The sequence below is a fragment of the Acidimicrobiia bacterium genome (assembly GCA_009694375.1).
Classification (GTDB): domain Bacteria; phylum Actinomycetota; class Acidimicrobiia; order Acidimicrobiales; family VFJN01; genus VFJN01.
Genome location: SHVB01000019.1, coordinates 21,799 through 45,088 on the forward strand (window position 1 = coordinate 21,799; position 23,290 = coordinate 45,088).

20 protein-coding genes are annotated in these 23,290 nt (G+C 69.1%); 7 read left to right on the forward strand and 13 right to left on the reverse strand.

The genetic code is table 11. The features are described 5' to 3' along the window. Nucleotides 1-6: 6 nt before the first annotated feature. Both EXQ71_10785 and EXQ71_10790 read right to left on the reverse strand, forming a co-directional pair. Nucleotides 7-1,848, reverse strand: a complete 1,842-nt coding sequence (locus EXQ71_10785; GenBank protein MSO87984.1) for a primary-amine oxidase — start codon at nt 1,846-1,848, stop codon at nt 7-9. Between the two features lie 4 nt (nt 1,849-1,852). Beyond that, nucleotides 1,853-3,094 carry an oxidoreductase gene (locus EXQ71_10790; protein MSO87985.1) on the reverse strand — a complete coding sequence of 414 codons (1,242 nt, stop codon included), beginning with the start codon at nt 3,092-3,094 and terminating at the stop codon, nt 1,853-1,855. A gap of 41 nt (nt 3,095-3,135) precedes the next feature. Here EXQ71_10790 and EXQ71_10795 point away from each other — a divergent pair, with 41 nt between their 5' ends. Both EXQ71_10795 and EXQ71_10800 read left to right on the forward strand, forming a co-directional pair. After that, nucleotides 3,136-4,146 carry a hypothetical protein gene (locus EXQ71_10795; protein ID MSO87986.1) on the forward strand — a complete coding sequence of 337 codons (1,011 nt, stop codon included), beginning with the start codon at nt 3,136-3,138 and terminating at the stop codon, nt 4,144-4,146. Nucleotides 4,147-4,416: 270 nt separating this feature from the next. Next, on the forward strand, nt 4,417-5,787 hold the full coding sequence (locus tag EXQ71_10800; GenBank protein MSO87987.1) for a xylulose kinase: 1,371 nt from the start codon (nt 4,417-4,419) through the stop codon (nt 5,785-5,787). Nucleotides 5,788-5,806: 19 nt separating this feature from the next. On the opposite strand, the gene EXQ71_10805 is transcribed toward EXQ71_10800, so the two are convergent. The 10 genes from EXQ71_10805 to EXQ71_10850 are packed head-to-tail and all read right to left on the reverse strand — an operon-like array spanning nt 5,807 to nt 16,013. Next, nucleotides 5,807-6,256 (reverse strand): hypothetical protein, encoded by a 450-nt coding sequence (locus EXQ71_10805; GenBank protein MSO87988.1) that lies wholly within the window; start codon nt 6,254-6,256, stop codon nt 5,807-5,809. Further along, entirely contained in the window at nt 6,253-7,314 is a 1,062-nt protein-coding gene (locus EXQ71_10810; GenBank protein MSO87989.1) for a hypothetical protein, read from the reverse strand. The genes EXQ71_10805 and EXQ71_10810 overlap by 4 nt, the downstream gene beginning before the upstream one ends. After that, on the reverse strand, nt 7,311-9,005 hold the full coding sequence (locus EXQ71_10815; GenBank protein MSO87990.1) for a GMC family oxidoreductase: 1,695 nt from the start codon (nt 9,003-9,005) through the stop codon (nt 7,311-7,313). Before EXQ71_10815 ends, EXQ71_10810 begins: the two co-directional genes overlap by 4 nt. Next, nucleotides 9,002-9,421, reverse strand: a complete 420-nt coding sequence (locus EXQ71_10820; protein ID MSO87991.1) for a hypothetical protein — start codon at nt 9,419-9,421, stop codon at nt 9,002-9,004. The genes EXQ71_10815 and EXQ71_10820 overlap by 4 nt, the downstream gene beginning before the upstream one ends. Nucleotides 9,422-9,452: 31 nt before the next feature. Then, nucleotides 9,453-10,052 carry a fuculose phosphate aldolase gene (locus EXQ71_10825; GenBank protein ID MSO87992.1) on the reverse strand — a complete coding sequence of 200 codons (600 nt, stop codon included), beginning with the start codon at nt 10,050-10,052 and terminating at the stop codon, nt 9,453-9,455. Between the two features lie 55 nt (nt 10,053-10,107). After that, a complete protein-coding gene (locus EXQ71_10830) occupies nt 10,108-11,088 on the reverse strand; it encodes a 3-phosphoglycerate dehydrogenase (protein ID MSO87993.1) in 981 nt (326 codons plus the stop codon). After that, nucleotides 11,085-12,275, reverse strand: a complete 1,191-nt coding sequence (locus tag EXQ71_10835) for a hypothetical protein (GenBank protein ID MSO87994.1) — start codon at nt 12,273-12,275, stop codon at nt 11,085-11,087. The genes EXQ71_10830 and EXQ71_10835 overlap by 4 nt, the downstream gene beginning before the upstream one ends. Continuing rightward, on the reverse strand, nt 12,272-13,906 hold the full coding sequence (locus EXQ71_10840; GenBank protein ID MSO87995.1) for a long-chain fatty acid--CoA ligase: 1,635 nt from the start codon (nt 13,904-13,906) through the stop codon (nt 12,272-12,274). Before EXQ71_10840 ends, EXQ71_10835 begins: the two co-directional genes overlap by 4 nt. Further along, entirely contained in the window at nt 13,903-14,868 is a 966-nt protein-coding gene (locus EXQ71_10845; protein ID MSO87996.1) for an acyl-CoA dehydrogenase, read from the reverse strand. Before EXQ71_10845 ends, EXQ71_10840 begins: the two co-directional genes overlap by 4 nt. Beyond that, entirely contained in the window at nt 14,865-16,013 is a 1,149-nt protein-coding gene (locus EXQ71_10850; protein MSO87997.1) for an acyl-CoA dehydrogenase, read from the reverse strand. Before EXQ71_10850 ends, EXQ71_10845 begins: the two co-directional genes overlap by 4 nt. Before the next feature lie 60 nt (nt 16,014-16,073). Here EXQ71_10850 and EXQ71_10855 point away from each other — a divergent pair, with 60 nt between their 5' ends. Continuing rightward, nucleotides 16,074-17,555 (forward strand): long-chain fatty acid--CoA ligase, encoded by a 1,482-nt coding sequence (locus EXQ71_10855; GenBank protein ID MSO87998.1) that lies wholly within the window; start codon nt 16,074-16,076, stop codon nt 17,553-17,555. 30 nt (nt 17,556-17,585) lie between these two features. Here the strand turns inward: EXQ71_10855 and EXQ71_10860 are convergent, their stop codons facing one another. Continuing rightward, complete coding sequence (locus EXQ71_10860) at nt 17,586-18,407, reverse strand: SDR family oxidoreductase (protein ID MSO87999.1); 822 nt, start codon at nt 18,405-18,407, stop codon at nt 17,586-17,588. Here EXQ71_10860 and EXQ71_10865 point away from each other — a divergent pair. The 4 genes from EXQ71_10865 to EXQ71_10880 form a co-directional block, all read left to right on the forward strand. After that, the gene (locus tag EXQ71_10865; protein MSO88000.1) at nt 18,388-20,229 is read left to right on the forward strand and encodes an NAD(P)/FAD-dependent oxidoreductase; all 1,842 of its coding nucleotides are present in this window, start codon (nt 18,388-18,390) and stop codon (nt 20,227-20,229) included. The genes EXQ71_10860 and EXQ71_10865 overlap by 20 nt on opposite strands. Beyond that, a complete protein-coding gene (locus EXQ71_10870) occupies nt 20,226-21,881 on the forward strand; it encodes an SDR family oxidoreductase (GenBank protein MSO88001.1) in 1,656 nt (551 codons plus the stop codon). The genes EXQ71_10865 and EXQ71_10870 overlap by 4 nt, the downstream gene beginning before the upstream one ends. After that, nucleotides 21,878-22,744, forward strand: coding sequence for a hydrolase (locus EXQ71_10875; GenBank protein ID MSO88002.1), 867 nt, complete (start codon nt 21,878-21,880; stop codon nt 22,742-22,744). Before EXQ71_10870 ends, EXQ71_10875 begins: the two co-directional genes overlap by 4 nt. Continuing rightward, on the forward strand, nt 22,719-23,290 hold a 572-nt coding region (locus tag EXQ71_10880), incomplete at its 3' end, for an arylsulfatase (GenBank protein MSO88003.1). The genes EXQ71_10875 and EXQ71_10880, both read left to right, overlap by 26 nt.

Sequence of the window (23,290 nt, forward strand, 5' to 3'; positions counted from 1 at the left end):
CGTGGGTTAGTGGCAGTGGTCCGGCGGGGGCACGTCGAGGGCCGGGTTGCGATCGAAGAACCCGGCGGGAATCAGTTGGAAGCCGCAGGTCTCCACCGGCATCACCGGCCAATCCTCCGGGCGCGGGATGTGGGTCACCCCGAAGGTGTGCCACACCACCACTTCGGTATCTACGAGGGAGCGGTCGGCCGCCGTCCACGCCGGCAGGCCCGCCCCTCCCGGATGCTGATTGGGGAAGTCGCCCGCCGCCCGCCGTTGGTCGGGGGTGTACGGGGTGACCCAGAGGTTCTTGGTGGCGAAGGCGGCCCGGGCGGCGATGCTGGAACCTTCGGAGGCGAGCAGGGTGGGGGAGGGCCCGGCGAGCAACTTGAAGGCCACCGGCGTGCCTAACGCGTTGGTGACTGACGGATTGACGATCCGCCAGGACCGACTGCGGCTGGCGTCGGTCACGCGTTGGGCCTGCTGTTCCGAATCCAGCCGGGTCGCAGAGGGAGCAAAACCGTTGCGCAACGGGTTGTCGGCGTCGAGAGGGAGGGGATCCACGTTCAGTTCGTAGACCTCGTTGCGAGGGCCGTCTATCGCCATATCGAGCCGGGCGCAGAACAAGTGCTGGTGCACCGGGGCGGCGAGGCCGGGGGCAACCGGGGGCGCGAAGGCTTCACACCGCTCGGAGGGAAGAGCCTTGGTGGAGAGGATCCCGGTGAGCTTCACTTCGAGTTCCAGTGAGCCATCGAGATGGAAGTACCAGTAGAAGCCGTAGTCGTAGTTGCCCACGGTGGCGATGGAGGAAACCACCAGTCGACGCTTGCGCCGCACCTCCACATGACCAGTGAGCAGGTCCACGTGCTTCCACAGGATTCCTACATCCTCCTCATGGATACAGATGGCGTTGGGCAAGGTGGTGGCGTGTCCGCGTTGGTCGGCCAAGACGGCATCGAGATAGCGAATCTCCCCGAGACAGTCGCAACCCAGCGTGAGGCTGTTGGCCATCCGGCCCAGCCCCCACTCACCCACATCGAAGGCGTTTTTCCAGTTGTGGCCGGGGGTGGGGTCGCCGTAGGGCACCACCATTTCGTTCACCGAGGCCCGCCGCAGGATGGACCGGCCGTCGTAGGTCACCTCGTGCAGCACAATGCCTTCGAGTGGGTCGAGGCTCACGAGCAGCGACCACCGCTGCCACCGCAACTCGTTGCCCTCCAGGGTGAAACTCACACCGTCGGGCTGGGTGATCGAAAGCGGGCGGAGATCGGCGCGGGCCGGCGCGTGGTCCTCGGCGCGGTAACGCCCCGGAGCCTCGGGCAGCGGGCTGATCCCAAGGTCCACTACTTCGAGGACCTCGCCCCGGGCCATGTCGACATGGATCAACAGACCCTCGATGGGACGGGCATACCCGTTGTCATCAGGCTGGTCTCGGTAGTAACAGATGCAGCGGGCGACCCGCCGACCTTCCTCGGCCGCTAGGCCGAAGTTCCCGGTGGGCCACGGGTCCACCTGCAAGCCGGTGAGGTCGGTGATGCCCCGCGCCGCAAGGGCGGCGCGGAATCCTGCGTGGTCGTGGAGGGCCAGAATGGCATTGAAGGCCTCCTCGAACCCGAGTGCCGGCACCGCCCCAGGGTGTTCGATCCAGGCCACCACCGCCGCGGTGGCAAGGGCCACGGTGGCTTCAATGAGCACCGTCTCCGGGCCCGGCACGATGATCAGACGGGCCTGTCGCTGGGTGAGGCCCCGGGTGTCGTCGAGGGTGATGGTGGAGAAATGGGCCGCCTCGCCTAGCCGGCCGGTGGCTCGCACAGCGGCCACGGCCACGCCGATCTCGTCGGCGGTGAGGGGGTGCAGGAGGGTGGTCATGGGATCAGCATGAGGGGTCGATGGCCACCTTGATAGCGCCGGTGTGTTCTTGGTCGGCGATGGTGAAGAAGGCCTCCTGCCACTCCGACAGGCCGAAGGTGTGGGTAACTAATCCGGTGAGGTCTACCCGCCCGTCGACCACGAGGTCGAGGTAGTGCTCAAGGCCGTGTTGGCGCACTCCCTCCACTTCCTCGATCCCGAACGCATTGGACCCAACCAGGGAGATCTCCTTGAAGTAGAGCGGGCTCCACTCCCATCGTCCGGGGGCGTGCACACCACTTTTCACCAACGTACCGCGCGCCTTGAGCACCCGAACGGCCACTTCGAGGGTCTCGGGTTTGGCGATGGTGTCGTACACCACATCGATGCCCCCGGGGTGACACATGGGGAGGCCACCGAGCCCGTCCAGGGTGGGCGCCAAGACACCACCGGACCACTGCGCCAACTGCTCCACCAGTTCGAGTTGGGAACCGAGTCGGAACACGACGGTGGCGCCGAGTTGCTGCGCCAGGTCGGCCTGGGCATCGAAGCGGGCCACTACCGCCACCTCCACCTCGGGGTAGAGGGCCCTCAGTATGGCGACGGCGGCCGAGCCCAACGCCCCGGCCCCCCACACGAGCACCCGGCCGCCGGGGGGCGGAGGATGCCGGGTGATCGAATGGAGCGACACTGCGAACGGGTCGGCCAAGATGGTGTGGGCGTCGTCCACCGCGTCGGGCACCGCGAAGAGCATCGATGAGTGCGCCGGCATCAACTCGGCGTAGCCACCGGTGGCATCGCGGGAGGTTCCGGTGTGGATCCCCGTACTGATCTCGCCGGCGGTGAAACTCCAACAGAGGCTGTAGTCGCCCATCACGCACGCCGGGCAAGGTGGCGAAATTCCCCGCGGGCCACACGAGAGCCACGGGTTGAGCACCACCCGTTGGCCCAGTTCGAACCCTTTCGCCTGCGGGCCGGCGGTCACCACCTCCGCCACCACTTCATGGCCGAGCACCTGCGGGAAGGAACAGAGGCCGCTCATGGCGCTGTCTTGGTCGCCTTCGAAGTCGAGGAGGATCTGCTTGGAGTCTGAGCCACAGATGCCGGTGAGGATTGGCCTGATGACATACCAATCCGGGCGCAGGGGCACGGCGTCGGGCACGTCGAGCAGCGCACACGGCGAGGCGGCGAGGTTGTGCACCAGGGGGTTGTCGGTGGCGGGGGCGGTCCACGCCTGGGGACGGGTGCCGAACACCAGCGCTTTCATCGTCGTCCCCCGATCGGTGAGCCCCGCCGGGCGGCGGCGGTATGACCGTAGCAAGAGAGATGAGACGCGTGTTCGAAGACGGCGTGCGCTCGTCGGGGCCCAGATCGCGATGGGCAGGGGACGGGCGCGTAGGGTTCGACCATGGGACGAAGCGGATGAAGAAGGGGTCGAAGCTGTTTGAGGTCGAGCCCGCACCCCGTCACATTCGGTTCGCGCGGTCCGCCTATGAGCGCTTGTCGCTGCCGTTCGCCATTTTCTTCCTGCTCGGAGGCGGCCGGATCCACCCCTCGTACGAGTTGAACTGGCGCCGGCGGTTCCGGTTGGGCTGGCGCATCTACCGAAACACGCAACGACTCGTCACCCTCACCTCGTACCGCGCGCACCTCGCGATGGCAGCGAAGCTGTTAGAGCTGTCGCCTCAAGTCTCAGGCGCGGTGGTCGAGTGCGGGTGCTACCTCGGCGGCGCGACCGCCAACCTGTCGCTCGTGTGCGAGATCGTCAACCGCGAGCTCATCGTCTACGACTCGTTCGAAGGCCTGCCCAAGGCGGAGGCAGACGACAAGTACGCCTCAGAGGCTAGCGAGGGCTTCCTTCGCGCCGACCTGGATGTCGTCAAGGACAATGTTCGCCGCTTCGGGGTGATCGAGCGGTGCACGTTCCGCAAGGGCTGGTTCGAGGACATCCTCCCTCACCATGACACGCCCATCGCCTTGTGCTTCCTCGACGTCGACTACCAGGCGAGCCTCCATACCTGTGTCAAGGAGCTCTGGCCCCACATCGTTGACAAGGGCTACCTGTTCATCGATGAGTACGTCTTCCTCGACTACTGCGCGTTGTTCTTCTCGGAGAAGTGGTGGCGCACGTACCTCGACTGTGACCCGCCCGGTCTCGCCGGCGTGGGCACCGGCGTGGCCGTGGGGCACTACTACCTCGGCCCGTACCCGGGCGATCCGCTGCACTCGCCCGCCAGCGTCGCCTACACGCGCAAGGGCGGCACGCGGTTCTCCGGTCTCTGGGGCTACTTCCCCGAAGGCGAAGAACCCGAGAGCTGAGCCCGCCCAGCCTGGCTGGCGTCGGACCCTGCATGGGTCAGTGTGTCGGGACTCTGGGGCTCGAGCGCTGAGGTGGCGGGGGCGGTCCACGCCTGGGGACGGGTGCCGAACACCAGTGCTTTCGTCGTCGTCCCCCGATCGGTGAGCCCCACCGGGCGGCGGCGGTATGACCGTAGCAAGAGAGATGAGACGCGTGTTCGAAGACGGCGTACGCTCCCGGCCGCAGTCCGCTCGCGCAGCGCGGGGGGTTCGGCCATAGGGGGAGAAGGCGTGAGCGACATCACCGTGGGTCTCGACATCGGCACGACGTCGGTGAAGGCGGTGGCGGTGACCGGCGACGGGGTGATCCTGGCCCGAGCCCGGGTGCCCCACGAGATCCGCACCCCCACCCCGGGTGCCTTCGAGCACGACATCGACCAGGCATGGCGCACCAACGTGCTGGGCGCCCTCGCGGCGGTGGCGACCGGACGAGACGTGGCGGCGGTGAACGTGTCGGCCATGGTCCCCTCGCTGGGGGCGGTACACGCCGATGGTTCCGCCGCCGGCCCGGGTCTGCTCTACGGGGATCATCGAGGTGAACGCGCCACCGTGGATTCAGCCAACCCGGGCGACAGCGGCGAGTTCCTGGCCTTTCTGGCCTGGCACGCCGCCACCAACCCCCACGCCGCCGGATTCTGGCCGGCCCAGGCGGTGGCCAACCATGCCCTCACCGGCCGGGGGGCCATCGACACCACCACGGCGATGACCGCCCACCCCTTGTTTGACTTCGTGGGGTGGGACTCCGCCATGGCGGCCGCCGCCGGAGCCGACCCGGCCACGTTGCCCGGGATCGTCGCCGGGGTGGCTCCGGTGGGCCGGATTGGTGAAGGCGGGACGGCGGCGGGAGCGCTCGTGGGGGGAGGAGCCATTGACGCCCTTGCCGAACAGTTGGTGGCGGGTGCCGATCATCCTGGTGACGTGCTCGTGCTCTGCGGCACCACCATGATCACCTGGGGGGTGCTGGAGCAGGAGCGGACGGTTCCGGGCCTCTGGACGATTCCGCACACCGCGGCGGGCCTATCCCTCATCGGCGGTCCGAGCAACGCCGGTGGCCTGTTCCTCGATCGGGTCCGGCGGTGGCTCGGACCCTCGGCGGCGGCTCGGGTAGGTGAGGTGGCCCCGGCCGAGGTTCCGGTCTGGCTTCCTTATGTGCGCGGAGAACGCACCCCCCTGCACCGCCGCGACCTGCGCGTCTCGGTGCATGACGTGGGTCTCCAGCACGGCCCGGAGCATCTCCTGCGGGGGGCGTACGAAGCGGCCGGCTTCGTGGTGCGTCACCACCTCGATCTGGCTGCCGAGGCAGGCCTGGTGCCCCAACGCATCGTGGCCACCGGCGGCGGTACCCAGGTGGAGCCGTGGATGCAGGCGCTGGCGGATTGCACCAACCTGCCCGTGGCGGTGGCCGCCGTGCCCGAGGGGGCGGCGCTGGGCAGCGCCTTCGTGGCCCGGTGCGTGGCCGGACTGGAATCGTCGATGACCGATGCGTCGCGCTGGGCCACCACCGCCCGCATCGTGGAACCAAACCCCCCCTGGGTAGAGGCGGCGGAGGGGCGCTATCGGCGCTTTCGGGGGCTGAGTGCGGCGGCGGTGGAGAGGGCCTGAGGCACCCGGGTCCAGGGCGTTAGAAGAGGTAGTCGAAGAACTGGGTTTCCACCATGAGGGGCAATCGGTACCCCAGGTAAAAGGAGTGGAGGGCAAGGGCGCCCACGTATTCCTCCACGGTCGGTTCGATGAGGTCCACCTCGCCAGGATGGGCATCACGCCAGGCGGCGGCTCGGGCGTAGACCTCGTCGAACTCGGCCTTCGACGACACCGACAGGCCGAAGTGGTCGAGGCGGGGGGCCACCATGGGGTTGGGGGTGGCGATGAGGAACACGAACTGCTCGTGGGTATGGGCGCGCAGCACGAGGCGGGCCCGGTCCTCGGTGAGTTGCGGATACTCCTCGAATCCGAAGACGTCTCCGTAAAACGCCACCAGGTCGGCGCGCCCGGCATCGTCGAGGGCTTCGGGGGCTACCGACAGGGCCACGTGGTTCAAGCGGGGCGGTTTGGCAAACAGGGGGCCGCTCATGGGCGCACGAGGACCTTTCCGGCGAGGCGTCCCTCGGCCAGGCCTCGCATGGCGTCGAGGAGTCCGTCGAGAGGTACGAGGTCGGGTTCGAGCAGTTCGTCAACGGGCAGGGCCCCGGAAGCCAGCAGGCTCAGGGCCTCAGTGAAGCCGTTGTCGCTGTAGGTGAACGCCCCGGTGATGATCAGTTCGTTGAGCAGGATGCGGTTGGGATCGAAGCGGGGCGATTCGATCCCCGCCCCCACCAGCACGAGGGTGCCGCCGCGCACGAGTTGGGCCAGGCCGGCTTCCATGGCGGCGGCTTTCCCGGAGCATTCGAGCACGACATCCACGGCCCCGGGCACGATGAGGCCCGGTTCGGCGATGGTGGGCACCACGAGATCACGAGGGTGGCACACCTCACTGGCGCCCACGGCGCGGGCGAGGGCTTGGCGGCGCTCGGTGGGTTCGGCGCACACTACGTGGTGGATGCCGCGGGCCCGCAGCGCGGCAATGGTGAGCGCGCCGATGGGGCCTGCGCCGAGGACCAACGCCCGTTGATCAACCCCGATACCGGACTGGTGAATGCCGTGGAGGGCCACCGCGAGCGGCTCGGCCAGGGTGGCGGCGCGGGGATCGAGATCGACCGGTAGCGCCAGCAACTCTCCTTCGGGGCTCACCTTGTAGGTGGCGAAGGCCCCCTGCTCGGGGCCGATGCCGGGGGTATCGCGTTGGGCACACAGGGCGGGTCGGCCGGCCACGCAACTGGCGCAGGTGCCACACCGGATGGGAGGACCACCCACCACCGCATCACCGGGCTGCCATCGTTGTACCTGCGGGCCCACCGCCAGGACGGTGCCCGTCCACTCATGGCCCTGCCAACTGCCGCGCTGGCCCCACCCGTCGAGCACCATGTGGAGGTCGCTGCCGCACACCCCGCAGAGGTCGATCTTCACGAGCACGTCCTGAGCACCCAGGGGCGGCACGGCCACGTCGCTTACCTGCAGTTGGCCCGGTCCTTGCAGCACGGCGGCGTTCATGCGAAGCGGAACCGGGCCCATGGGTCTCACACTAGAGGTCATGGCTTTCCTCCGCTGAGGAGGGTGGCGGCGCGGTGGGCGAGAGCGGCCAGGGTCAAGGTGGGGTTGTAGCCCGCGGAGGTCACGAACACCGACGAGTCGCACACGAGCACGTTGTCCACCTCCCACAGGCGTTGTTCGGGCGACACCACCGAGGTGGCGGGGTCGGTGCCCATGCGGGCGGTGCCCATCACGTGACGACTCGCCGGCGCAATGCCGAGCGGACCCAAGGTGGCATGGAGGGTGAGGTCGCCCTGCGGGGGTGAGGTGGCCGAGAAGGCCGCCTGGGCCCCGGCATCGCGCATGATCGCCTCGTGCAACGGCGCCGCGTAGGCCGAGGCGGCTCGCTCATGGGCATGCGGCGCGTAGGTGACGCGTCCGGCGGGGAAGCCCCAGGCGTCGCGTACCGACGGGTCCAGGTCGAGGCGGTTGTGGGCCTGGGGCAGGTCCTCGCCTTGCATGGTGAACGCCCAGATCCGTCGCCGCAGGGCGCTGTTGGTCATCGCTTCGAGATGGGCCGCCCCGGCGGAATAGGTGGAGGCTTCGTCGATGGGACCGGGTCCCGACCCGTGTTCCACGACACCGCCGCGAAGCCACGGCAGGCCTGCGCTCTGCGCCGCCGCGCGCAGGGCGGGCGTATCGATCATGAGATCATCGTGGAGGTGGGTGACGCTGCGGCCGCGCTCGCCGCCGGTGGGCTCGGGGAAGATGCCCACCGTGAACGTCTGGAAGTGGTTGGTGAGGAAGCGTCCCACGAGGTCGCCGCCCAACCCGGTGCGCAGGAGGAGACGCGGCGTCTCGAAGGCCCCGCAGGCCAACACCACCGCCTCGCGGGCATGGACCTCCCGCACCGGTGGGGTGGGGTAGCCGGTGAGATCGAGGTAGCGAACGCCGGTGGCCCGCCGCCCGTCGGCCCGCCGGAGCACATCGGTCACGAAGGCCTCCGGGCGGAGTTCACAACGCCCGGTGATCAGGGCCCGCCGGAGGGCGGCTACGGGATCGCCCTTGGCCTCGATGGGACAGCCGTAGCCCCCACAGAACCCGCAGTCCATGCATGCTGGGCGACCGTCGTAGGGCACGCTGTTGACCCCGCTCGGGGCACGGTAGGGATGAAACCCGGCCCGGCGGGCGGCGGCGGCTGATACCACCGCCATGGGCATGTCGGGCCCCGGCGGCATCGGAAAATCGTTGCGGCGGGGGGCGGCAAAAGGATTCGTCCCGGCCTCGCCGGCCACCCCGAAGCTGATCTCCACGGCGGCGTAGTGCGCTTCGAGGTCGTCGTATTGCACCGGCCAGTCCTCCACCGCCGCTCCCGGCATGGGGCCGCGGGTGCTGCGCAGGTGGAAGTCCTCCTCACGGAAGCGCGGCAGTTTGGCGTCGGCGTGCACGCCGCCGCCGCCCACCGTGGAGGGCAGGTTGTTCACCTCCCCCACGAGCATCCGATCGCCGTCGGTTTCGTCGCGGCGGTAGGTGCGGGGCTCGAGGTAGGGGTCGGGTCCAAGGAGGTGACGTCGGGTGGCGGCCACTTCGTCGTTGGCGAAGTGGCGCCGGGAGGCGAAGGGAGGGGTGAGATCGAGGAGGTGGTTGCGGCCTTTTTCCAGGATCACCACCGACCACCCGGCCTGGGTGAGCACCTCGGCGGTGGTGGCCCCGCCGGGTCCGGAACCCACGATCACCACATCGCAGTCGGTCATTGGGGTGCTCGGGTGGGGGGGAAGAGCGGTTCGGGAAAGGCGATCCGCTGCCAGCCGCCGCCGTGGCGGTTGCCACCGTAGGCGGGGTCGCCGTAGGTGGCTTCACACGCATGGGCGTGCACCACGCGCTCATCGGCGGGGGTGGCCTCACCGTCACTCACGCGTTGATACACGGCTCGCACTTCGCTGAGGCGCTGCGTCCAGGCCTGGCGCTCCCACGGCCCCAGTTCCAGCCACGCCGGGCCCTCCCCGGCCCAATCGCCCGGGGCGGCCCACAGGCGCGGGGGATCGTGATCCAAGGCGGTAAGGAGTTGTTCCACATACTCCACCGACCCGAGAGCGGCGGCCCCGGGCACCTGCGCATCCATCGCCGTCGCAATAGCCGCTCGGTCTTCTTCGTTGAAGACGGGCGTCATCCTCTCGGCGTTCCCGACTGGTCTGGGCGCGTCACGGGTTCCCCCGGAGGTAGGTGTACACCCCGGCCATGTCGCGGTTCACCGAGTCGGGTAGCGGGTGGATGGTGGCGCCCATGGCCCGCGCCCCCCAGATGATCTTGGCGGTGCGTTCCACCAGCGCCGCGTTGTGGAGGGCTTTCTCGGGGGAGGCGGCACAGGTGACGAGGCCGTGGTTCGCGAGGAGGGTGGCGCCACGCTCCGCAAGGTGGTCGGCCACCTCATCGCCGAGGGCCACACTGCCGGTCCCGCGGTAGGCGCAGCAGGGAACGTCGCCGCCCAGGTAGACCACCACTTCTTCGATGACCGCCGGGATGGGTTCGTGGGCCAGGGCGAACATGGTGGCGTAGACCGCGTGCGTGTGGATGACCGACCCGAGTTCCGGGTAGCGCCGCAGGGCGGCAAGGTGCAGGTCCTTCTCGGTCGTGGGGGCCCGGGTGCCCTCCACCACCGTGCCGTCGAGGCCGACCACCACGAGGTCCTCGAGCCGCATCGCTTCGTAGGAGACCGACGAGGGGGTAAGGCAGACCAAACCGTCGGGTAGCCGCCCGGAGATGTTGCCAGAGGTGCCCTCTACCAATCCCTCGGCCAGCATTTTCTTGGCCGCCGCCAGCACGGCGGCGCGGGTGGTGGTGGGTGAGGCGGTGGTGTCAGCCACGGTGGAGGACCTCCGGGTTCACGAGGTTAGACGGGGCTTCGCCGCGCAACACGGCCACCAGGCCATCGGCGATCATGGTCGTGTGGTTCGTCTCGGTGTTGTAGGTGGCCCCGCCGATGTGGGGCGTGAGCAGCACGTTGTCCATCGTCATCAACGGATGGGTGGCGGCGAGGTGTTCGCCATCGAAATGGTCGAGGGCGGCGGCGGCGAGATGGCCGGAGAGTAGAGCGGCGGTGAGGGCATCAAGATCATGGAGGCCAGCGCGGGCCGAGTTTACGTACACCGCCCCTGGTCGCATACGGGCGATCTGCTCGGCGGAGATGAGCCCCACCGTGTCGGGAGTGACGGCCGCGTGCATGGATACGACGTCGGCTTCGGCCAGAAGGTCCTCGAGGGTGTGGGACGCATCGGTCGCAAACGGATCGGCGGTGATGACCACCATGCCGAGGCCTTCCAGGCGCCAACGGGTGGCTCGTCCTACCGCGCCCAGGCCCACCAGCCCGGCGGTCCGGCCCGCTAACTGCCAGGCCCGGAACCGTTGGTAGGGGATGGTCCCATCGCGGTACACCTCGCCGGTCCGCACGTCGTGGTCGGCGGCCACCAGGCCTCGGGTGACCGCCAGCAATAGCCCCACGGTGAGTTCCGCCACGGCGTCGGCGTTGCGGCCCGGAGCCCGCAGCACCGGGATGTGTTTCGCGGTAGCCCCGGCCACATCCACGTTGGTGGGATCACCGCGGGTAACCCCGATGGCTTCGAGGGGTAGGTCGAGCACCGGGCCCTGGCACTGGTCGGCCTCGCAGATCACCACGCTCGCTCCCACCGCCGCGGCGCGCTCGGCGAACTGTTCGGCGTTGTAGATGCGCAACGGACGCTGCTCGATCCACGGGTCGAGGATCACCTCACCGAGGCCCCGCAAGGTGTCGAGCCCCGGGCCCCGCAGCGGGGCAGTGGAGAGAATCACGCGCGAACTCACGGCGTGGCCTCGGAGGGGAGTTCGACGTCGACGGTGGCCTTGGCCATCACCGTGTGGTCCTGGTTCCTGAGTTCGACCTTCACCACCGCGAGGTGGCGTCGCCGGCGCTCCACGCGCTTGTCCACCACCTCGCCGGCGAAGAAGGTGGCATCCCCGGTGAAGGCCGGGTGGCGGTACTGCGCCGAGGAGTGCGTCACCGCGCCCCACTCACCGGCCCAGGCCGCCACGTAGTCGATGATCCACGCCCCCATCGAGGCGCCGTAGCCGTAGCCCCTGGGCATCCCCACGTGCTGGGCCCAGCGGGGCTGCAGGTGGCCGCGCGACGGGCCGTAGTAGGCGCCATCGGTGAGTTCGGGGTTCACCCGCTCCATGCGGCGATCACCCTCGAAGCCGGCCATCTCCTTCGTGTAGCCGAGCGCCTCCGCCCGCACCGTGGTGGGGCCTTTGGCGGTAGCGCCCCAGGTGGTCATGGGGAACGCCCGCCACTCGGTGGTGAAAGTGGCGAGGCTGTGTGGCCCGATGACGTTGCTGGCGAGGGCATCGCCAATCTGCACGCTTTCGAAGGGGCGCGGTTGGTGCTGCAGTTGTTGGATCTGGTCGATGAAGGGAAGTTTCTGTTGCTCCAGGTCGGCGAGAGCGTCATCGGTCCATTCCGGCTCGGTGGGCTCGGAGAACAACTTCTTCTCCTTGGCCTCGCGCACCTGGTAGCGGATGGCGGTGGATCGTTGCTGGGCCACCCGTTCGCCGCGTTGGTTGATGTAGAGCGTGTCGCCGCGCTGGAAACAGGTTGGTCCGGCGAAACTCGTGTCGGTGACCCGGTAGTCGTAGGGCATCCGATGGCACACCATCCGGTCGCCGGGGCGCACCCGGGGCCCGAAGAACCACCAGTCGTCGCCGCCGAAGATCAGATGCGAATTCGGGATCAAACCCACCTGGGCCGGAGAGCAGCCGTGACTGGTGTCGCAGGCCACGGTGAAGGACTGGGGCGCCACGATGGAATTGAAGCGGCTGGCCGCCGCCCAGCGCTCGTCGTAGTGCAGCGGGTTCGGATAGTGCATGGCCTGCACCCAGCGACGGATGTCGTTGGTGGCCACGGGTTCTTTGAGCTCGCCGGGTTCCATGGGTACGCCCATGTACTGGTCGAGGTCGGACACATCCAGGGTGGGGGAATCTTCAGCGCGGCTCATGGGGCTCCGGGGGTGGTGGGGATAGGATCGATAACGAGGCGGTGCTGCACGAGGGCGAGAAGGGCGTCGTCGCGCACCTTGGTGGCACTGGCGGTCATGGGGATCTCGCCATCGGCGAAGAACAGGACGTGCCGGGGCAGTTTGTAGGCCGCCACCCGGTCTTTGAGAAAGGCCCGGATGTCCTCGGCGCTGGCCTGGGCGCCGTCCTTCAGGGTGATGCAGGCCACCACCACTTGGTCCAAACGGGGGTCCGGTATCCCCACGATGCGGCTCAATTTCACCGCCGGCATCGCCCGTAGCTGCACCTCGATCTCGGCGGGAGACACGTTGGCCCCGCCCGTTTTGATCATCTCGGTGCGCCGACCGGAGAAGTGCACGTACCCCTCGGCGTCCACGTGACCGGCGTCGCCGGTGTGGAAGAACCCGTCGGCGTCCAGGCTGGCCCCGTCGGCTTCGCCGAGATAGCGCAGCAAAAGGGTGGGACCGGCGACCGCGAACTCGCCTTCTTCGTCCACGCCGAGCACCCGAGCGGAATCAGGGTCCACGATGCGCAGGCGGTTCCCGGGGAGAAGCCGACCCATGCTCTGCTTGGTTAGGGGGCGCGGCGTGGTGCACCAGTGGCTCACGAAGAACGCGCAGGTCTCGGACAGTCCGTAGCCCACCGGCATCATCCAGGTGGGGTCGCCGGTGACGCGGGGATGGTGGGCGAAGGCGCTCTTGCCGAATACGCAGGTGAGCGACGACAGGTCGGTGGTGGCCCACGCCGGATGCTCCGCCAAGGCGGCGGTCTGGTGGGGGAGCGAGTAGGGCTCGGTCACCCGCTCTCGTTCCATCAGGGCCAGCGCGGCGCCGGGTTCGAAGGTCTCTTGCATCACCCAGCACCCGCCGGCGGCGAGGGTGGAGCCCATGGCGGTGTTGAAACCGGCGGTCCAAAACAGCGGGAGGGCTGTCCACATCCGCGTGGCCGGGTGACGACCAAAGATTTGCGCCTGCACCCAGAACTGCAGGGTGGGGGCCCGGTGGGCGTGCAGCATCCCCTTGGGGACGCTGGTGGTCCCGGAACTGAAGATCACCACGGCAGGATCGTCGGGGGTCACCGCCTCGGCCGCCGCCGCCGGATCGGGCGGGGCGGTCAGAAAGCCATCCCAGGACGGGGTGCCCACCACCGCCACCGTGGTGAGGTCGGGGAGTTGGGCCCGGAGCGCGTCGAGGTCGTCACCGAAGCGCCGCTGCAGTAGGCGGTCCTGGGTGAGCACCACCCGTACCTGCGCCCGGCGAAGCATGAGAGCCAACTCACTTCGGGGAGCGAAGGTAGACAACGGCGCCGCGATCGCCCCGGCGAGGGCGGCCCCGAAGATCCCCGCCACCGCCTCGGGGCGGTTGCCCATCAAGATGCCCACCGCGTCGCCCCGTTTCACCCCGGCGGCCCGCAGGCCCTGGGCCACGCGGTGGGCCTGACGACCCAACTCGGCGTAGGTCCACCGGAGGGTGGCGCCGTTGCGCATCGGATCGTCGAACACGAGGGCCTCGTGGGGGGCGAAGCGGAGGGTGACCTCCTCTAGGAACCCCCCGAGGGTGAGGGCACCGATCCCGGGGAACTCGGCGAGCGGGGGTCCCTCGAAGGTGGTCACCGCGGCGCCGTACCCTGGGGAAAGAGGCCCTCGAAGCCGTGGCGGGCGATGGCCTCGGCGAGGGCCGCCGTGGTGCGCTCGGCGCCCCAGGGTAAGCGCAGGGCGGGTTGTACGAGGCGGATCAGCACACAAATGTCGTACTCGTCGCACACTCCGGCGGCGCCGTGGAGTTGTTGCGTGGTGCGGAGCACCGTGCGGGCTACGTCGATGGCGTGCAGGCGCAGGGCAAGGGCGTCGGTCAGCGCGTCGTCGGGGGCGGCGGTCAAGCGCCACAGCGTGAAGCAGGCCAACTCCCGCAGCCCCGCCACCGCCACGGAACAGTCCGCCAGTTGGAACTGCACTGATTGGAACGCCGCAATGGGTTTGCCAAACTGCACCCGGCCCTGCACGTGTTCCACCGCCAACTCCAGCGCCCGGCCGGTGGTGCCCAGGATGTGCCAGGCGGTGAGCGTGAGGTGGATGGCGAGATCGGGGTGAGGGGTGGCGTCGAGGTGGCGGGGGTCGCCGGTCGGGCGGTCGAGCGCGTGGAGGTCGGTGACAAACGGCCCGAGGCGACTGCCGAGGGGGGCGGCGTTAGCGGCGGCGATGGTGTCGCCGCCGGTGAGCGAAGCCACCCGCCACTGCGGGAATAAGTCGCCGTGGTCGACCCGCCAGATGCCCTCGGGCACCACGGCGAAGGGGCGCTGTTGACGATCGCGCAGCAGGGTGCCCACCAGCGGGAACGGCAGGGCCACTGTGCCGGCGGTTTCGCACAGGGCCGCCGCGGCCGCCAGGGAGTCGGGGTTGGCGCGCGGGTCGAGGTCCTCGGCTCCGATGGCGGCGAGGGCGGCCGTCACCTCGCCTTCACGACGGGCCGGTTCTTCCTCGGCTCGGCGGGCGGCATCCACCCCGCCGAGGGCGGCGAAGGATTTGGCCGCGGTGGCGGCGAACTCGATCGCTTCGGTAGGCAGGACCGGGTTCATGCCCGCGGTCCCAGCAGGGCCTTGGCCACGATCATGCGCTGCACTTCGATGGTGCCCGACGCCACGGTGGCGGCCTGGGCGTAGCGCCAGTGGTCCTCGATGGCGCCGTGCAACGGGGCGGTCGGTCCTGCTTCCAGGGCTCGTTCCTCCACGGCCTGGCAGAGCACTTCGGCCACCGCCTGGTCGCATTGGGTAACGGCAATGCGGGCGGAGGACGCCAGGACGTCGGGAACCTCGCCGGTGGCCTGGGCATGCACCGTGCGGTAGGCGAGTAGTCGAGCCACCCGTACCTGCACCAGGGCCTTGGCCCACTGTCCCTGCAGCGACGCTGGCAGGTCGTCCCAATGGGGGGCGAGAGCCGCGCCGAGGGCCGAGAGGAGTCGTTCGCAACGGGCGTAACGGGCGATGCCCACGCGTTCGTGGGCGAGGGCCCGGCGGATCACGGCCCAGCCCTCGCCCACGCCCCCCAGCACCGCGTCGGGTCCGACCGCCACGTTGTCGAAGAACACCTCATTGAGATGGTGATAACCCAGCATCGAACGAATCGGCCGCACGGTGATGCCCGGTGCATCCATCGGGAGAAGGAACATCGTGATGCCCTCGTGACGCTCCCCAGACCCCACCCGCGCCGCCAGTACGCACCATTGCGCCATCCCGGCGTAGGACGTCCAGATTTTTTGTCCGCTGATGCGGTAGCCGTCGCCGTCGACACTGGCCCGGGTGGTGAGCGAGGCCAGGTCTGACCCGGCGTCGGGTTCGCTGAACCCCTGGCACCAGATCACCGTCCCGGCCGCGATGGCGGAGAGGTGCTGCTGCTTTTGGGCTTCGGTGCCGTAGGCCATGATGGCCGGGCCCACCCAGTTGAGGCCCATGTACTGCGCGCCACGCGGTTCGTGGTGGGCCCACATCTCCTCTCGCACCACCGTCTGGTCCCACATCGACCCTCCTCCGCCGCCGTAGTGGGTAGGCCAGGCAATGGTGAGGAGGCCTTCCCGGGCGAGCCGTTGGCAGAACTGTTGGGCCACCTCGAGATCGGCGGGGTCGTTCGTGAAGGCCCCGAGATAGTCCTCGGGGATGGCCTCAGCGATCAGGGCGCGCAGTCTGGTCCGCAGGGCGGCCGCCTGCTCGCCAAGATCGAAGTCCATGCGCACTCCTCGTCCACAAAGGTGACACGAACGTTAGTCCGAGGACTACCGTTCGTTTCCATGAGGTCCGTTCCGGCTTCGGTGGCCCGTGTTCTCGATGCAGCACTGGCCGCCGATCCGGATCGTGAGGCGCTCGTCACCCGCACTCGACGCCTGTCCTATGCCGAGTTGGATCGGGAGGCCAACCGGGCGGCCCACGCGCTCGCCGAGATGGGGATCGGCCCCGGCGACCGCGTGGCGGCGTCGCTGCCCAACGAGGCTGATGTGGTGATCGCCTTCCACGGCGCCATGCGCCTCGGGGCGGTGTGGGTGGGGGTGAACCGGGCCCTGGCCCCGCCCGAGAAGCGGTTTCTCCTCACCGACTCGGGGGCATCGTGGCTGCTGTGCGACGACGAACTCCCGGCGATGGGGGTGCCGGTACTCGGCCTGTCGGGGTGGCGAGAGGCCTGCGCGGCGGGCGATCCGAGGCCGGTGGACCGGTCGCCGGATCCTTTTGCCCCCGCCGGCATCGCCTACACCAGCGGCACCACTGGTCATCCCAAAGGAGCGGTGCACAGCCAGCACAACCTGCTGGTGCCGGGCGCGGTGCTGGTGGAAACCCGGGGGTACGGCCCCGAATTGCGCAAGGGCGACTGCTTCCCGTTCACCGTCCTCAACATGGCCGTGCTCACCACCTTGCTCGTCTCGCAGGCCGGTGGCTGTTCGATCGTGATGGACCGCATCGATGCGGAGGGCGTGGCCGATTGGATCCGCACTGAGCGGGTCACCACCTGGAATGGGCCGCCGGCGCTACTGCACAGCCTGGCCACCGAATCCTCGGTGGCCCCCAGCGACCTCGCGACTTTGCGCGAGGTGTGGACGGGCGGGGCCGACTGCCCCGAAGCCATCCGGCAGGCGTTCGAGGCGAAGTTTTCCCGGCCGGTGCTGGCCACCTACGGCCTCACGGAGGCCCCCACCGTGGTGAGCATCGACGCACCCGACGGGCCGCATCGGTCGGGCGCATCGGGCTGCCCGCTGCCGCATGTGCGCGTGCGTATCGCAGCCCCCGACGGGGCCACGGTGCCCCCCGGTGAGACCGGCGAGATCTGTGTGGCCCCCGCCGATGACCGGTATCGCCTCATGCTGGGCTACTGGGACCACCCCGAGGCCACCGCCGCCGCGCTGGCCGGGGGGGAGTTGCATACCGGCGACCTCGGGTTCCTCGACCACCGCGGCTACCTGCATGTCCGCGACCGCCAGAGCCTGGTGATCATTCGTGGCGGAGCCAACGTGTACCCCGCCGAGGTGGAGCGCGTGCTGCACGAACTCCCCGAGGTGGGTGCCTGTGCGGTGATCGGCGTCCCCGACGAGCGATTGGGGGAACGCGTGCTGGCCCTCGTGGAGCCTGCCGTCGGGGCGGTGTTCGGCCAAGCCGCCGCCCGTGAGCACTGCCTCGCCAACCTGGCCCGCTACAAGATTCCCGAGCGCTTCGTGGTGGTCGAGGCCCTCCCGCGCAACGCCATGGGAAAGATCATCCGGGCCGACCTGGCGGGTTTGGTCTGAAGCGCGGCGGGCGCGGTAACCCTCACCGGGCTAGATCGAGTGGAGGGTGCCGCCGTCCACTTCGAGGGTGGCGCCGGTGATCCAGCGGGCCTGGTCCGAGGCCAAGAACACGACGGCGCTCGCGATCTCCTCGGGTGTGCCGAAGCGACCCGTGGCGATGTCGTGCTTGGCCAGCATGCGTTCCATGATCTCGGAGGCGGATCGGTTGGTGCGGGCGGCGGTGGCGGCGGCGTTGGCTTCCACCAATTCGGTGATGGTCACCCCGGGGATGACACAACTGCTCAGCACCCCCTCGGCGGCGAAGGCGCGGGAGAGAGAGGTGGACAGGTTCAACAGGGCGGCTTTGGCGGCGGCGTAGGGCGCAAACAGCGGGTCGGGTTCGCGACCGCTGATGGAGGCCACGTGGACGAGTCGGCCCCACCCGGCGGCCTGCATCACCGGTACCGCCGCCACCGACAGCCGGGCAGCGGCGAGGAAGTTCAACTCCAGGCCCTCCTGCCAGTCCTGCGCGGTGAGGTTGGCGAGCGGCTTGGCGGTGGCGCCTCCGGCGTTGTTCACCACGATGTCCACTCGGCCGAAGCGGCGTTGACATTCCGTCACGATCTCCTCGGCGGCGTGGGGGTTGGTCACATCGACGGGCCAGGCGGCCCCGGCGCCGTCGAGCTCCGCCACCACCGCGGCGAGCGCGTCGGCATCTCGGGCGCACAGGAGTACCCGAGCGCCCTCCGCCGCGAGGGCCCGTGCCACCTGCCGGCCGATGCCTCGGCTGGCGCCGGTCACGATCGCGGCGCGGTCACGCAGGCCCAGGTCCACGACCGCACGGTAGTGGAGGATGGCTAATCTGACACTCATGTCAGGTAGGGGGGAAGCCGAGGGCTACGACCCGGAGGTGGTGCGGGCTCGCTATCGGGCCGAGCGAGACAAGCGCCTCGTCTCGGGAAGGGCCGACATCCAGGACCTCTCCGATGATGCCCATTTCGGCGCGTTCCGGCTAGATCCCTTCACCCCCGTTGCCGCGCGAGACCCGCGGCGCGACGACGTTGAGGTGGTGATCGTGGGCGGCGGGATGGCCGGGATCCTCGCCGGCGTCCAACTCCGCCAGGCCGGTATCGAGCAGATCCGCATCGTGGATCAGGCCGGCGGCCTCGGCGGCACCTGGTACTGGAATCGTTACCCGGGCGTGATGTGCGACGTCGAGTCGTACATCTACCTGCCGATGCTCGAAGAGTTGGGGTACGTCCCGACGAGTCGGTACGCGTCGGGGGAGGAGATTCGGCTCCACCTGCAGGCCATCGCCGACCGATTCGACCTCGAGGCGAACGCGCTCTTTCACACCGGGGTAACCCGTGCGGAGTGGGACGACCGCGCCGCCCGGTGGCGTATCAGCACCGATCGCGGCGACGCCTTCACCACCCGCTACTACGTGCTGGCGGTGGGGATTCTCAACCTCCTGAAACTGCCCGCCATTGCCGGCATGGAGCAGTTCGAGGGACAGTCGTTTCATACGGCGCGCTGGGATTACGCCCGCACCGGAGGTGGCCCGGGGGAGCCGCTGGATGACCTCGGCGACAAGGTCGTGGGGCTCATCGGCACCGGGGCCAGCGGGATCCAGTGCTTAGCGCCCCTCGCCGAAGCCGCCCAAGCGGTCTACGTGTTTCAGCGCACGCCCTCCGCGGTGGGGGTACGGGGCAATAGACCTACCGCGACGGAGTTTGCGGAGGCGCGGTCGCCGGGCTGGCAGCAGGCCCGGATGGATAACTTCCAGGCCGTGATGCTGGGTCAGCCCGTGGAGGCTGATCTCACCAATGACGGATGGACACGCCACTACGCCGCCGTGCATCACCCGCCCCGTTGGAAGGGCATGACCCTCGAGGAGTACCTCCGCAACGGCGAGGAAGTGGACTACGGGATCATGGAAGAACACCGGCGGCGCGTGGCCGAGGTGGTCACCGATCCTGTGACCGCCGAGACGCTCAAGCCGTACTACCGCTACCTGTGCAAGCGTCCGTGTTTTCACGACGAGTACCTGGAGGCGTTCAACCGGGCCAATGTGACCCTGGTGGACTGTCCGGCCGGTATTGACCGGATCAGCGAAGGAGGCCCGGTGGTGAACGGCGAGACCTACGACGTGGACTTGCTCATCTACGGCACGGGCTTCGAAGCCGAACTCACCCCGCTGTTTCGGCGGGCCGGCCACGACATCATTGGTCGGGGGGGCGTGAGCCTGGCAGAAAAGTGGGGCCCCGGTGCGACCAGCCTCTTTGGGATGATGAGCCGTGGATTCCCCAACTTGTTCATGATGCCCGCGCCCGGTCAGCAGGCGGTGGTGACGGTGAGTTACACCCAACTTGCGGTGTTGGGGGCGCAGTTCATCGGCGGAGCGGTGGGCATCCTCGAACAATCCGGCGTCAGGATTTTCGATGTGCGCGCCGAGGCCGAGGAGGCGTGGAGTCAGAAGATCGTGGACTCCTTCGTGGATGGGAGCGCGGTGATGTCGGCCTGCACGCCGTCGCGCATCAATCAGGAAGGCAACCCCCAGTCGCTGAACCCGCGCAACGGCAACTACGGCCGCGGCTACGGCGACTATTTCGGGTATCGCGAGTTGCTGGAGCAGTGGCTCCAACGGGGCGACTGTGAAGGCCTAGAGCTTGAGGTTGGGCCGGTGGCACGATGACCGGATCGGGTGCACCCGCCGCCGGGCAGCCGGTGGTGGTGGTGACCGGCGGGGGTGGTGGCATCGGCGCGGCCATCGCCACCGAACTGGGTCGGAAGGGCGCCTTCGTGGTCACGATGGACCCGCTGGTGTCCCTCGATGGCACCGAGCAACTCCCGGCCCCCGCCGAAACTACCGCAGGCCGCATCATTGCGGCCGGCGGCGCGGCCCGGGCCTCGGGGGTGTCGGTGACCGATGGTGCGGCTGTGCGCGATCTATTCGAGAACCTGGACCGGCTTGATGCGGTGGTGAACGTGGCGGGTATCACCCGGCCGACGAGCTTCGCCAAGGGCACAGAGCAGGACTGGCGGGGGGTGCTCGAGGTGCACCTCAAGGGGTACCTCAACATCCTCACCGCCGCGCTACCGATCATGGCGGAGGCCCGCTACGGCCGAGTCCTCGGGGTCACCTCGGGCTCGGGGTGGCGACCAGCGGACACCGGGGCCTACGGGTGTGCCAAGCGGGCCGTCGCCTCCCTTACCTGGCAGATGGGCAACGAAGCGCCGCCCGGCGTCACGGTCAACGCCGTGTCACCGATCGCGCTGACCCGGATGGTCACCGCCGCGCTCGGCCGGGCCCGGAGCGCTGGCGGAGGTGGTGGGGGTACATCGGCAACGGGCGGGCTGTCGCTTGGGTCGATGCCGGCACCGGAGGATTTGGGACCGTTGGGGGCATACCTGGTGGGGGCGGACGTGGGGTGGTGCAACGGCCGCGTGCTCTTTGCGGGCGGGTCGGAGGTGGCATTGATCGACGAACCCCAACTGTTGGAGGTCATTCGCAGCGACGACGTGAGGTCGCTGCCGCATCTTTTCGAGGCCGCCGCGGCGGCGGTACTGGCTCCGGCCGAGGCAACGCAGCTCACCAACGGCGGGAGCAATCCGCGCCTGGCCACGATCTTCGACGATCCCGGTGCAGTGGAAGGCCGGGCGGGGAAGGTGGGTTCGTGCTTCATCGTGGGCGAATCGCCGGGGGTGGCGGCGGCGGTCACCGCGGCCCTCGCGGCCCGGGGTGTCACCTGCGCCGCCGTCGCCGCCGCCCCGGCGAGCGGGTTCGCGGGGGCGGCCGAGGCGTTAGCCGCCACGGTCAGCCGGGTGGGCGCCCCCGATGCGGTGGTGGTGGCCCTCGACGGCACCCCCGGCGCGCCCGGGGGGGCGAGTGGTTGGGAGCGGTTGCTCGCCGAGCACGCCGAAGTGGTGGACCACATCCACCGCGACGCCGGGTGGGTGCGCGCCGTGGCCGATTACGCGGCGGCGGCGGACCGCCCGCTTCGGCTGGTGACCCTCACCGATGCCACCACCGCCGGCGGCCGCAGCCGGGCCCAGTCCTCGGCGCAGTTGGCGCGCTCCTCTCGGCGAGCCACCGGCGAGCGCGTGGCGGCGTTCGCGGTGAGCATGGAGGCGCTGGGTGACGATGCCCTCGGTCCGATCGGCGAACTCACCGCCCACCTCCTTTGCAGCCCCGCGGGCATCGACCTCGCTGGGGCGGAGTTGGTGACGGGCGCTGGCTGGTGCGGCCTGCGTAGCCACCCGCACCCGAGCGGCAGCATCGTCTTTGGAGGTCCGGAACTCCCCGAGTGGTTCGACGCCACGTTGCGAGCGCTGGTGGGTCGATGACCGCTCGCCCCACCCGGGTGGTGGATGCGCACGTGCACCTGTGGGATCCGGCCCGCACCGACTGGTACCCGTATCTCTCGGGTCGTCAAGCCCTGAACATGGGCGACGTATCGGGGATGTCGCGCCGGTTCGACGTGCCCATCTACCGGGCGGAGTCGGGGGGGTGGAACGTGGAAAAACTGGTGAACGTGGCCGCCGCCACGGGTGGCCACTCGATCGCCGAGACGCTCGAACTCGACGAGCGAGCGCAAGTCGATGGCCTTCTGGCGGCGATCATCGGCGGCCTTCCCCCTACCGACACCGTTGCGCAGGCCCTGGCCCTGATCGACGAGCAGATGGCCGCGTCACGCTTTCGGGGTGTCCGTCCCATGGGGATGAGCGGTGGTCCCCTTCCCGCCGCCGAGGTGCTGCGGGGCCTGCAAGAGCGGGGTCTGGTGTTCGAGTTGATGGCGCAGCCCGATCAACTTCTCGCCGCCGCCGCTGGCCTGGAGAACTTTCCGAGTCTCGTCGTGGTGGTGGAACACACCGGCTGGCCCCGGGCCAACACCCCCGAGGAGTTCGCGCTGTGGAAGGCCGGTATCGCCGCCCTGGCCGGGACCGGTGAGCAGGTGGTGTGCAAACTGTCGGGGTTGGCGATGCCGCTGGGGTCGATGCAGGTGGCGGCCTTTGCCCCCTGGCTCGAGTACGCCATCGAAGCCTTCGGGGTTCATCGGTGCATGTTCGCCAGTAATTTCCCGGTGGATGGGATGCACGGCAGTTTCGACGAGCTCTACACCACCTTTGCCACGGTGACCGCCGGGCTGAACGACCAGGACCGCGCCCAGTTGTTCGCCACCAATGCCGAGCGCGTGTACCGCTGCTAAGGAGAGGACCCGCGTGGAACCAGAGGAGTTCAAGGGTCGGATCGGTCGCTATCACTGGGACTCTGAGGCCCATTGGCCCCCCGAACCGCGACCCCCCGCCGGTGCGCCGAATGTGCTGTTGGTCATCCTCGACGACGTTGGGTTCGCCCAACTCGGGTGCTACGGATCCGCCATCGCCACTCCCACCATTGATCGGCTGGCGGCGGGGGGACTCCGCTATTCGAGTTTCCACACGACCGCGCTCTGTTCGCCCACCCGGGCCTGCGTGCTCACCGGGCGCAACCACCACGCCGTGGGCATGGGTCGGATCGTGGATTTGGCCACGGGCTTCCCCGGCTACGACGCTCGCATCCCCCCGTCGTGCTCGATGCTCCCGGCCATGTTGGTGCCGCAGGGGTACGCGGCGTGGGCGGTGGGCAAGTGGCACCTCACGCCGGAAGACGAAGAGCACCTCGGGGCTCGCCGCGACCGCTGGCCGTTAGGCCGCGGCTTCGAACGCTTCTACGGGTTCTTCCCCGGTGAGACGCATCAGTTCGTGCCCGCCCT